The sequence below is a fragment of the Listeria farberi genome (genome assembly GCF_014229245.1).
Lineage (GTDB): Bacteria > Bacillota > Bacilli > Lactobacillales > Listeriaceae > Listeria > Listeria farberi.
Map to the genome: position 1 here is coordinate 42,175 of NZ_JAARZJ010000014.1, position 12,166 is coordinate 54,340.

13 protein-coding genes are annotated in these 12,166 nt (G+C 39.0%); 12 read left to right on the plus strand and 1 reads right to left on the minus strand.

The window, feature by feature from the left end:
• Positions 1–9: 9 nt before the first annotated feature.
• Positions 10–180: a 50S ribosomal protein L32 gene (rpmF, locus tag HCB45_RS12425; RefSeq protein ID WP_003718584.1), complete on the plus strand. Its 171-nt coding sequence runs from the start codon at positions 10–12 to the stop codon at positions 178–180.
• 91 nt (positions 181–271) lie between these two features.
• On the plus strand, positions 272–1,000 hold the full coding sequence (locus HCB45_RS12430) for an NUDIX domain-containing protein (protein WP_185318004.1): 729 nt from the start codon (positions 272–274) through the stop codon (positions 998–1,000).
• A gap of 38 nt (positions 1,001–1,038) precedes the next feature.
• On the opposite strand, the gene HCB45_RS12435 is transcribed toward HCB45_RS12430, so the two are convergent.
• A complete protein-coding gene (locus HCB45_RS12435) occupies positions 1,039–1,932 on the minus strand; it encodes a LysR family transcriptional regulator (protein WP_185318005.1) in 894 nt (297 codons plus the stop codon).
• A gap of 197 nt (positions 1,933–2,129) precedes the next feature.
• Between HCB45_RS12435 and HCB45_RS12440 the strand changes: the two genes are divergently transcribed.
• The 10 genes from HCB45_RS12440 (at position 2,130) to HCB45_RS12485 (ending at position 12,164) form a co-directional block, all read left to right on the plus strand.
• A complete protein-coding gene (locus tag HCB45_RS12440) occupies positions 2,130–4,124 on the plus strand; it encodes an NAD(P)/FAD-dependent oxidoreductase (RefSeq protein WP_185608075.1) in 1,995 nt (664 codons plus the stop codon).
• Positions 4,125–4,223: 99 nt separating this feature from the next.
• Complete coding sequence (locus tag HCB45_RS12445; protein ID WP_185620098.1) at positions 4,224–5,099, plus strand: shikimate dehydrogenase; 876 nt, start codon at positions 4,224–4,226, stop codon at positions 5,097–5,099.
• Positions 5,100–5,164: 65 nt separating this feature from the next.
• A complete protein-coding gene (aroD, locus tag HCB45_RS12450; protein ID WP_185620100.1) occupies positions 5,165–5,923 on the plus strand; it encodes a type I 3-dehydroquinate dehydratase in 759 nt (252 codons plus the stop codon).
• A 96-nt stretch (positions 5,924–6,019) separates the two neighbouring features.
• Positions 6,020–6,613, plus strand: coding sequence for an SGNH/GDSL hydrolase family protein (locus HCB45_RS12455; RefSeq protein ID WP_185620101.1), 594 nt, complete (start codon positions 6,020–6,022; stop codon positions 6,611–6,613).
• Between the two features lie 185 nt (positions 6,614–6,798).
• Complete coding sequence (locus HCB45_RS12460; RefSeq protein WP_185620104.1) at positions 6,799–7,758, plus strand: DMT family transporter; 960 nt, start codon at positions 6,799–6,801, stop codon at positions 7,756–7,758.
• Positions 7,759–7,832: 74 nt separating this feature from the next.
• The gene (locus tag HCB45_RS12465) at positions 7,833–8,057 is read left to right on the plus strand and encodes a DUF896 domain-containing protein (RefSeq protein ID WP_003721282.1); all 225 of its coding nucleotides are present in this window, start codon (positions 7,833–7,835) and stop codon (positions 8,055–8,057) included.
• 165 nt (positions 8,058–8,222) lie between these two features.
• Positions 8,223–8,672 (plus strand): ribose 5-phosphate isomerase B, encoded by a 450-nt coding sequence (rpiB, locus tag HCB45_RS12470; protein WP_185620106.1) that lies wholly within the window; start codon positions 8,223–8,225, stop codon positions 8,670–8,672.
• Positions 8,669–9,337 (plus strand): ribulose-phosphate 3-epimerase, encoded by a 669-nt coding sequence (locus tag HCB45_RS12475; protein ID WP_185620108.1) that lies wholly within the window; start codon positions 8,669–8,671, stop codon positions 9,335–9,337. Before rpiB ends, HCB45_RS12475 begins: the two co-directional genes overlap by 4 nt.
• A gap of 6 nt (positions 9,338–9,343) precedes the next feature.
• Entirely contained in the window at positions 9,344–9,994 is a 651-nt protein-coding gene (locus HCB45_RS12480) for a transaldolase family protein (RefSeq protein ID WP_185620110.1), read from the plus strand.
• A gap of 109 nt (positions 9,995–10,103) precedes the next feature.
• Positions 10,104–12,164, plus strand: a complete 2,061-nt coding sequence (locus tag HCB45_RS12485; RefSeq protein WP_185318013.1) for a BglG family transcription antiterminator — start codon at positions 10,104–10,106, stop codon at positions 12,162–12,164.
• Positions 12,165–12,166: the final 2 nt, after the last annotated feature.

A 12,166-nucleotide genomic window follows, 5' to 3' on the forward strand; every position in this document is an offset into this window, starting at 1 on the left:
GCGAGCAAGATGGCAGTTCCAGCTAGACGTACGTCCAAAGCGAAGAAAAACAAGCGCCGTACGCATAAAGGCTTAACAGCACCAGGTTTGAGTCGCGATAGTGAAACAGGCGAATACCGTATGTCACACCGCATCTCACCAGACGGCACTTATAAAGGTCGCACAATTATCGAAAAATAAGAGGATTTGTTCCAGTGATTGGAACAAATTCTTTTTTTTGTGATACTATAATGGAAAGAGCTAAATACACAAAAAGGAGTCTGATTTTGACATGACAGAAGAATTTGTGAACAAAGAAGATGCGCTGAAAAATTATAATGCAAAAGAGTTTCGTACACCAGATGGCTATACGAGTGATATGATTTTAACTACTGTAAAAGAGTTGAACGGGACACCAACATTACATATTTTATTAATTAAACGAAGCCATACAAACGCGGAAGGAAAACCAAATATGGAAGGCGGAAAATGGGCGGTTCCGGGTGGATTTGTGGATGAAAATGAATCAGCTGAACAAGCTGCTGAACGCGAACTAGAAGAAGAAACAAGTTTGACAGATATTCCGCTGATTCCGTTTGGGGTATTTGATAAACCGGGTCGTGATCCGCGTGGTTGGATTATTTCACGGGCGTTTTACGCAATTGTACCACCGGAAGCTTTGGAAAAAAGGGCGGCTGGCGATGATGCAGCAGAAATCGGGCTTTTTCCAATGACAGAAGCGCTCGAATTGCCACTTGCATTTGACCATTTAGATATGCTCAAAAAAGCATTTAGTGCAATTACAGAAGAATTTTTACTGACAACGGCGATTCGTGATTTCTTGCCGGAAACTTTTTCAGCAGAGCTACTTTACCAAACGTTGGATGGTTGCACGAAGCCAGGCATTTTGCCAGATGAAGTAGAATTTATGGAGAATATCGAGTATTTACCGTATTTAGAAAAAGTGGGCGAGTTATACCGATTTAATGCGGATGCTGAAGCGGGAAGTATTTATTTTTAAATAGAAAAGGAGCCACCGATTTGGTTGGCTCCTTTTTTCTATAGAAAATGCTGTTCGCCATAACGTAATGCGAAATCTTTAAAAGCTTTGGATGCGGGTGAGATATAGTGGTTTTTCAAGCTTGCTAAGTAAATGAAACGCTCATGTTTTGGCTCATTGATGGAGAGAACTTTGACGTTATAATGCGCAAGAGAGGAGATTTTTGGCATAATCGAAATTCCGTAATCAACACTCACAAGCCCAACCATCGCGGTATCTTCCTCTACATAACAGCCGATTTTAGGTTGAATATTTATTTCAGCAAAAAGAGAATCGATGAGAGATCTTAGCCCGCTTGTGTCAGAAAAGAAGATGTACGAATAATCTGCGGTATCTTTTAAATCGATGGAATCATACTTAGCGAGCGGATGGTTTTCAGCAACCACAATCACCAGTTCTTGTTTTGTTAATGGCAAAAATTCAATATCGGGTTCATTTTCGACGTAGGAACAGATTGCTAGGTCAAATTTTTCATTTTTTAAATCAGGAATAATTGATTTTGTCGCACCTTGAAAAAAGGAAAATGTGATGTCTTTATGATTTTCAGCTTTGGTGAAATTTTGGACAAGTTCTGGAACTGTGTGTGCGCCCATTGTATAAATAAAGCCTAAATCAATATTTCCGTGCGATGGGCTCGTTAATTCGTGTAAAAGTTTTTCGCCTTTTTCTAGTTCGGCGAGAGATTTTTCCACATAAGTTAAATAAAAGCGACCGTATTTAGTTAAACGAATATTGCGGCCTTGTTTTTCAAATAAATAGACGCCAAGTTCTCGCTCAAGTTCTGCGATAGAATGGCTTAAGCTAGGCTGTGTAATGGATAATTCGGCAGCAGCAATAGTGTAATGCTCTTTTTCAGCTAGTTTTTTAAAATAGTATAATTGACGCAAATTCATGAAACTACCTCCTTTAAATGCCTTGATAACTCTATTGTAAGCGATTGTATAGAAAAAATCTATGGATAAATCGAAAAATATACATTAGATTAATAATTACTCCTGACTTATAATGAAAGAGAAATAAGATTGTGCATTATTGAACGTGAATAATGTAACAAATAATTTGCTGAGATTATAGTCGCAGGAGGCTTATTATGACAGATTATCCGAGTATTTTTGAACCATTAACTGTAAAACGAATGACCATTAAAAACCGTGTGATAATGCCACCAATGGGGACAAACCTTGCTGGATTAAATGGCGAATTTTTAGAAGAACATATGAATTACTACGAACAACGTGCAAAAGGTGGAACGGGTCTAATTACTATTGAAAACGCTTGTGTAGATTTTCCTTATGGTACAAACGGAACGACGCAACTTAGAATTGATAATGACCAATACATTCCTGGGTTTTACAAATTAACTGAACGTCTTCATAAACACGGAACTTGTGTATCCATCCAAATTAACCACGCTGGGGCATCAGCTTATCCAGCTCGTTTGAATGGACTTCAACCAGTTTCCGCGTCAGATATTCCATCTAAAAAAGGGGGCACTGTTCCTCGTCCGCTTACAGTAGAAGAAATTTATGAAATCGTCAATAAATACGGAGATGCCGCAAGACGCGCCCAACAAGCTGGCTTTGATGCAGTTGAAATCCACGGCGGACACTCGTACTTACTATGCCAATTCTTATCGCCACTTTATAACAAACGTACGGATGAATTTGGTGGCTCGCCTGAAAATCGTGCGCGTATCGTTAAACTGATTTTAGAAAAAGTTCGCGCGGAAGTTGGTCCATTTTTCCCAATTGTGCTGCGTTTTAGTGCAGATGAATTTACAGAAGGCGGTAACCATTTAGAAGATATTTTGGAACTGCTAGATTATTGCCAAGAAGAAGCGGATATTTTGAATGTATCAGCGGCAATAAATGACAACCTATACTTGCAAATTGACCAAATGAACTTGGAAGATGGCTGGAGAAGCTACCTTGCAAAAGCGGTGAAAGATAAATTTAACAAACCAACGATTACTTCCGGTAACATTCGCAGTCCAAAAGCGGCAGAGAAAATTTTGTCAGAAGGATATGCGGACTTGCTTGCGATGGGACGTGGCTTAATTGCTGAGCCTAACTGGGTGAATAAAGTGGCAACTGGTCAAGAAGACATGCTTCGAAAATGTATTTCTTGTAATATCGGGTGTGCGGATCACCGAATTTCGAAGTCGAAGCCAATCCGTTGTACGGTAAATCCAGATATTATTCATGAAGATAAATACAAAGAAACAAAAGTAACTCGTCCGACCAATGTTGTTGTAATTGGCGGCGGAACAGCAGGGCTTGAAGCAGCTTGTACGGCGGCCGAAGTTGGCTGTAACACAACGCTAATTGAAGCGAATGAACAAACTGGTGGCTTGGCGCGTGCCATTGCTAACCTTCCAGATAAAAGTAGAATTGCCGATTTCCCTAATTATTTAGCGAACCGAGCAGAAAAATTAACCAATTTAAAAGTTATTACAGGCACTAAAGCTGATACTGCGCTTATTGATACATTTAATCCTGATGTGGTAGTCAATGCCACAGGATCCAAACCATTACTTCCACCAATTAAAGGTTTGCATGACGTGATTGACAAAGAAGGCAGTAAGGTTCATTCGATTTTCGGACTTATTTCGAATATCGATGACTTTACCGAATTTAGTAACAAAAAAGTGGCAGTTATCGGCGGTGGTGCAGTTGGACTTGATGTGGTCGAGTACTTCTCAGAACGTGGCTCGGATGTTACAATTGTAGAAATGATGCCAATCCTTGGAAAAGACTTAGATATGATTACCAGGCTTTCCATGATGGACATTATCGAGAAAAACTACGTCGATGTGCAGACAGAAACAGCATTAACCGAAGTTGCAGCCGATCATTTCAAAGTGAAGCATGACGGAGTAGACGCCGAGATTCCATTTGATTACGGCTTTGTCTGCCTAGGAATGCGACCAGAACGCCCACTTATGGAAGAGCTTGCGGCATACGGCAAAGAAAAACAAATTGAAATCGTAAATATTGGCGACAGCGCTGCGACAAGAAAAATCTTGGAAGGCGTTCGCGAAGGAAGAAATATTTTAACTACATTAGAAAAAATTGGCTCTTTGTAATCCGAACTGGCAAGGCGGAGTCCGTCTTGCCACATTCGCTCTTTATATAAGTTCACATTTTCACAAATAAACCTTAATTTGGAAAGGAACGATGTTATTATGACAAACAAAATCACAGAAAGAATTACAGGACACACAGAATTAATCGGTTTAATCGCCACTCCAATCAGACACAGTTTATCACCAACAATGCATAATGAAGCTTTTGCAAAACTCGGGCTTGATTATGTATACCTTGCTTTTGAAGTTGGGGACAAAGAACTGAAAGATGTTGTACAAGGATTCCGCGCAATGAACTTACGTGGCTGGAACGTTTCCATGCCAAACAAAACAAACATTCATAAATATTTAGATAAACTTTCTCCAGCGGCTGAACTTGTAGGGGCAGTAAATACAGTTGTTAATGATGACGGTGTATTAACTGGACACATCACTGACGGCACTGGTTATATGCGTGCGTTAAAAGAAGCTGGACATGACATTATCGGCAAAAAAATGACGATTTGCGGCGCTGGTGGTGCGGCAACAGCTATTTGTATCCAAGCTGCTCTTGACGGCGTAAAAGAAATTTCTATTTTCAACAGAAAAGATGATTTTTACGCCAATGCTGAAAAAACAGTAGAAAAAATCAATACAAAAACAAATTGTAAAGCACAATTATTTGATATCGAAGACCACGATCAATTACGTAAAGGAATCGCTGAAAGTGTTATTTTCACGAATGCGACTGGCGTTGGGATGAAACCTTTCGAAGGCGAAACACTTCTACCAAGTGCGGATATGCTTCGTCCAGAATTAATCGTTTCAGATGTTGTCTACAAACCAACTAAAACTAGATTGCTTGAAATCGCCGAAGAACAAGGCTGTCAAACACTTAACGGTCTAGGCATGATGCTTTGGCAAGGTGCGAAAGCTTTCGAAATTTGGACACACAAAGAAATGCCAGTTGATTACATTAAAGAAATCCTATTTTAAAAACTTGCAAAAGAACAAGGTTATCGCTAATCTTAAAACATAATATCGAATGAGGAGAATTATACATGAATAAAGTAGTCGTAAAGAATGTTACGTTTGGTGAAGGTGCACCAAAAATTTGTGTACCAATGGTCGGTAAAACGGTTGCTGCGCTTAAAGTAGAAGCAGAAATGTTACAAACAATCGATTTGGACGTTGTCGAATGGCGCGTTGACTTTTTTGAAGACGTCAAAGATTTAGCTAAAGTGGAAGCTGCACTAGATGAAATTCGCGCAATTTTACCAGAAACACCGATTTTATTCACTTTCCGCAGTGCAAAAGAAGGCGGCGAGTTAGCTGTTAGTGATGAATTTTATTTTGAATTAAATGAAACTCTAGCTGGAACTGGTAAAATTGATTTAGTTGATGTGGAACTTTTCAATGAAGAAGCAGACGTTTTACGCTTAATTGAAACAGCTCACAAGAACAATGTAAAAATAGTGATGTCGAATCATGATTTTGATAAAACACCTGCGAAGGAAGAAATCGTTTCTCGCTTAACTCGCATGGAAGCACTTGGCGCGGACCTTCCGAAAATCGCCGTAATGCCAAAATCTGCTGGAGACGTACTAACTTTACTAGATGCAACGAATACCGTATCTGAAAAAGCTAATCAACCAATCATTACGATGTCGATGGCGGGAACTGGCGTCATCAGTCGTCTTGCTGGCGAAATATTTGGCTCCGCAATGACATTTGGCGCTGCGAAAAAAGCATCAGCTCCTGGGCAAATTGATGTTAATGAGTTACGTCATGTTCTTGATTTACTGCATAAACAATTTTAATGAAGTTCGAAAAACCTTAAATGTAGATTAATCGTCTAAGTTTAAGGTTTTTTTGTTATAATAAGGCATCAGGAATTTTAAAGGAGACGGAACTAAATGAAGAAGTTACTTTTTTTAGGTGATAGTGTGACAGATGCTGGGCGCGATTTTGAAAATGACCGCGAATTAGGACATGGTTATGTGAAAATGATTGCAGACCAGCTTGAGAAAGATGATGTATCGGTTATAAATCGTGGCGTTAGTGCGAACCGGGTGGCGGATTTGCATCGTCGTATTGAGGAAGATGCGATTTCACTTCAACCAGATGTAGTTACGATTATGATTGGGATAAATGATACGTGGTTTAGTTTTAGCAGATGGGAAGATACTTCGGTGACGGCGTTTAAAGAAGTGTACCGTGTGATTTTGAATCGGATTAAAACAGAAACAAATGCGGAACTGATTTTGATGGAGCCGTTTGTATTACCGTATCCGGAAGATCGGAAAGAGTGGCGTGGTGATTTGGATCCAAAAATTGGAGCTGTGCGCGAACTTGCGGCAGAATTTGGTGCAACGCTTATTCCGCTTGATGGGCTAATGAACGCCCTCGCTATCAAACATGGGCCGACCTTTTTAGCTGAGGACGGGGTGCACCCGACCAAAGCAGGACATGAAGCAATTGCCTCTACTTGGTTAGAATTTACAAAATAACGCTTTACAGAAAAATTTATCCATGCTATAGTTGGGTCTATGCGATGAGCCTACAAGCAGTGACTTAAGTTTCACTGCCCCATTTTCCGCGTTATAGCTTTGTGGAAGGCTGCGGAAGATGACGCTATGAAATGCCCCTTAAAGTAATTTAAGGGGCATTTTTCTATAAAAAAGGAGTGTTTGTTTTGCAGAAAGAGAAAGCGCCGATAGGACTTTATTTTTTATTAATTGCAGTGATGGCGAGTTGGGGTTTTAATGTCACGATGACGAAGGTATTAGTTAGCTATTTTCCGACTGTTACGATGACATCATTTCGGATTTTCACTGCAGCGATTACCGTTATTATTATTTTATTTATCACCAAAAAATTACGTCTGCCTACAAAGCGGGAATTTGGTTTAATTTTCCTCGCGAGTATTTTTAATATTGTTATTCATCATTTTTTCTTGTCGAACGGTTTGAAGCTGACGACTGGGACGAATGCTGGGCTTATTCTTGGTTCTGCGCCGATTGTGGTGGCGATCTTTTCTGTGGTTTTTCTCCGTGAACGGATTGGGGCTTGGCGAGCGGTCGGCTTTTTAGCAGGGATTTTTGGCGTGAGTTTGGTTGTTCTTTCTAATGGAACGGGAATTAGCGGGATTTCACTGGGAGACATCGACATTTTTATCGCGATGGCTTCCCAGGCATTTAGTTTCATTATTATTAAAAAGCTCGCTGGTTCGATGGACACGGGTCTGATGACGGGATATATGCTGTTTCTTGGTTCGGTTATGTTGTTTGGTTTAAGTCGCTTCATGGAGCCTGCTGGCATGTCAGAATTAGTAGCGGTTCATTCATGGAAACTGTGGCTCTTGTTTGTTGTTTCGGCTGTAGTTGCAACGGCTTTTGGTAATTTTGTCTATAATTATGCGGTTGGGAAAATTGGGCCGTCGCGCTCGGCTATTTTTATGAATTTCAATCCATTGTTTTCGCTTATTGGCGCATTACTTTTCCTTGGAGAAGCAATTCGAATTCCACAATTAGTCGGGTTCGTTTTTATCATTGTTGGCGTCTTGCTCGGATCGGGCGCATTAATGGATCTTATTTATGAACGCAAAAAAACAAAAGTACGAAATCCTGAAAAGATGCTCGAAAAAGAAGTTTGACTTTTATTGACCTTTGTATTATAATTTGGTTAGTTACTTATTAAAAGTAACTCGATAATGATAGGAGGGATAGCATGAAATTGTTATTAAAAAATATTAATGAACTTGCTGCAAAACAAAAAAGTGAAGGATTAACTGCTTTTGAAAAAGAAAGACAAGCTGCCCTTCGTCAAGAATATTTGAAGAAAATTCGAGGAACAGTGCAAGATAATTTACATCACGTAACAATTATTGATCCACTTGGAGACGATGTAACTCCTAAAAAACTAAAAGAAATCCAAGCCGAATTAAGAGGCTGATATAACTCATAGAAGGTTGAAAGAGCTCATTGCTTTTTCAGCCTTTTTTTGTGGATAGAGCTAATTTACCATCTTGCGGAGTTGAATAGAGAAAAATGGTGACGAACAGTTTAACATTTTCGGAAATACCGGTGCTACAATCAAGGTGAGAAAGGAGAGGATAACATGGAAATTGCAATTGCAGCTGACCATGGCGGATTTCAGTTGAAAGAAAAAATCCGTGCGCATTTAATTGAAAGCGGCTACACAGTAAAAGATTTTGGTTGTTATTCATTAGAAAGCGTGGATTTTCCAGAGTATGCCGCTAAAGTAGGACACTTTGTTGCAACCGAAAACAGTTTAGGTGTGCTCTGTTGTGGAACAGGGATTGGAATGTCTATGGCAGCCAACAAAATAAAAGGTGTTCGTGCGGCTGTCGTTTCAGATGCTTTTTCAGCAATGATGACGAGGCGACATAATAACTGTAATGTTCTTTGTCTTGGTGAACGTGTTCTGGGCGATAGTCTAGCGTTACTCTTACTTGATACATGGCTTGCGGCGGAATTTGAAGGCGGGAGACATATGACAAGGATCGCAAAATTGGCGGAACTTGAGGAACGGGAGGAAGATAAATGAAAATGATTGCGGCTTCCATTATGTGCGCAGATTCGCTTCATCTCGCTGACGAACTCCGGGCACTCGAACAAGCAAACGTAAAGATGCTCCATTGTGATGTGATGGATGGTGTTTTTGTAGAAAATGCAGCAATGGGCGCCTATGTCCTTCAAGATATAAAAAACAATACAGATATGCTACTAGATATCCATTTAGCTACAGTGAACCCTGATAAATTTGTAGATTTGTATGCGGCGATAAAGCCGGCTTATATGTCCTTTCACGTAGAAGCTTCACCTGATGTCGATGCGACTATAAACCACATCCGGGAGCTAGGAATCAAACCATCCATTGCCATCAGCCCGAATACAGAGATTGAACAGATTTATCCATTTTTAGAGAAAGTCGATATGGTTTTAATGATGACTGTTAACCCAGGATTCGCCGGGCAAAAATTCCAGCATCATGTACTAGAAAAAATCAAGCAACTTCAAAAAGAGCTTGAAAGCCATACCAATAAACCATTAATTGAAGTAGACGGTAATATTTTTGAAGAAACAGTTCGGTTGCTTGAACCAATTGGCGCAGATGTCTATGTCGTTGGAACAGCGGCATTGTTTAACGATAAGCCAGGTAGTTATAAAGAAAAACTAGCGCCACTAAGAGAAATTATCCAAGAAAGGTGAGGGAAAATGCATTTAGATTCAGCTAATTTAGATGACGTGAAAAAAATTCAAACCAGTTCCATTTTTAAAGGAATTACAACGAACCCAACTATTTTAGTAAAAGAAAAATGTAATCGAGAAACAGCAATTAATCATATTTTAGAACATACAAATAAACAAGTTTTTGTACAGACAGTTGGTTTTAGCTATGAGGAAATTTTGGCAGATGCACGCATGTTATTAGCTACGTTTGGGAAAGAAAAAATAGCTATTAAGATTCCGGCACATGAGGCTGGTATTAACGTCATAGACACACTCAAAAAAGAGGATAAAACCATTCAAATCTTAGGAACTGCTATTTATTCGGCTGATCAAGCAATCGCGGCTACCTTGGCTGGTGCAGATTTTGTTGCCCCATATGTGAATAGGATGAGCGCAGCGAACATCGATCCTTTTAAAGAAATCGCCCAAATGCGTCACTTTTTTGATAAAAAGGCGCTTAAAACACAAATTATGGCAGCGAGCTTTAAACATAGTGGGCAAGTAATGCAAGCTTATGAAAGTGGCGCAGATACGGTAACAATTCCTTATGAAATTTATTCGCAAATGACCAACAAAGTTTTAGCAGTAGAAGCAATTCGTGTCTTTAATAAAGATGCTACATTGTACGAAAAGTAACAATCTCCTTCTCATGTTGTGGAAGTGTGTGGAGAAAACTTGTGATGAAAGCGCATTCTTAAGCGCCGAACCCTATGCTATAATTAGGCTATCAAAGGGGGGGAGACGCATGTATCTGGATAACAGAAGTAAAACACTATTTCAAGAAGTCATAAAAAATCCGAACATTACAAATAAACAACTCGAAGTAAAGTATAAATTATCGCGTTACCAAATCAGCTATAGTTTTCAGAAAGTAAACGAATGGCTTAAGTGGAAAAATTATCCAGAAGTAAAGCGTTCCAAAAACGGCAGATTTATATTAGAACCCGAGCTTACAGCGCTATTTTCTGAAAAAGAAACTCGAGATCCAAGCGTAGAATACTTACCTTCTGAAAATGAACGTGCTAATTTAATTTTGCTGATGCTTTTAACAGCAAAAGAAGAACTATCCCTCGCCCATTTTACAACGAAGATTCAAGTAAGCAAAAACACTATTCTTCGTGATTTAAAAGTAGCACAAAAATTACTTCCTAAAGAAACTACTGTCACTTATAGTAGAGCATCGGGTTATCAGTTGGCAGGCAGTGAGTGGGAACTGCGCAAGGTTCTGACACAAGTTGTTAGTAGTGTGAAAGAGATGTTTCGAGGAGAACACTATTTCTTATCGTATTCAGGAATTGAAAAAGTCCAACTAATGGAAATTCGCCGCACACTTGAAGAAGCAGAAGCGATGATGCAAATAAAATTCACCTATGAACAAATCGAATTACTACCCTATCTGCTATCCGTGATGTTCTTAAGAATCAGAGACCGGCGCTTAATCGACACTGCTTTTCATATTGACGAGAAATCACTTTCAGACACGCGAGAATACCATATTACCGATATTTTGCTCGAAAAAACCGGCCCAGTTCCAGAACAAGAGCGACTTTTCATCACATTACAACTTCTTACAACAAACATCTTTTCCGGCGAAATTTTAACTGAAAAATTAACAGAAGACTTGGAAAAAGTTGTCCTCACATGCTTAGACCTATTCGAGAAAAAAGCACTTGTTTCCCTTAAAAACAAACATATCTTAATTGAAAAATTACTCTTACATCTAAAACCAGCCTATTACCGGATTAAATACCAAATGAATTTGGAAGATACACTTTATGAAAAATTCAATCAAGAATTCGAGGCGCTTAACTTTATTGTGAAAGAAGCTTTTGACCCACTTGCGAAATTTATTGGTCGCGAAATCCCGGCAGGCGAAATATTCTTCATTTCGTTGTTCATCGGTAGCGATATGATTCCGCAAAACGATATTTATCATAAACAAAAACGAGCGATTGTTCTTTGTCCGAGTGGGGTTACTTTTTCGAAAATCATGGAAAATATTTTAGTAAAACTATTCCCGGAAATCCATTTTTATCCAACTATATCTGTTCGTGAATACGCCTTTTTTAAAGCAGAAGTTGATATTGTTTTTTCTTCCATTCCATTAAAAGATGGTGAAAATGTCTTTGTTGTTCAGCCATTTATGAACGATATCGAAAAAACACAACTGCGGCAACACGTCTTACAAAACTTATTTGGAATGGGAAATCAGCTCACAAGTATTGATAAAATCATGGAAGTAGTGGAGCGTAACGCCGTTATAAAGGATCCGAATGCAATACGAGATGGAATCATTGATATTTTGTCCGCTAATACAGCTACAAATGAAAATAAACGTGTGAAAAAAGTCTATTTACATGATTTAATCACCGAAGATAACATCATGATTTGTGAGGATGTTAAAAACTATCAAGAAGCGATTCGGTTAGCTAGTCAGCCGCTGTTACTGCAACAAGCAATTACAGCAAACTATGTAAAGACCATGATTGATAACCATAAATTCCACGATCCGTACATTATTATCGGTGAAGATATTGCCATTCCACACGCAATGCCTAATGCAGGGGTGAATCGACTCGCTATGTCTCTTTTAGTCGTGAAAAATGGCGTATTTTTTTCAGAAACAGAACAAGTTCATTTCGTAATAGTCATCGCACCCGTGGATAAAGAGCAACATATTGAAGCACTTTATCAAATCGTTCATTTAGCAGAGAATCACCAAATTTTAGACGATTTACTTGAAAACGCAACCAAAGAAAAAGTCATGCAAACAATCAACCAATTAGTAATTAGAGAGGATGAATAAAT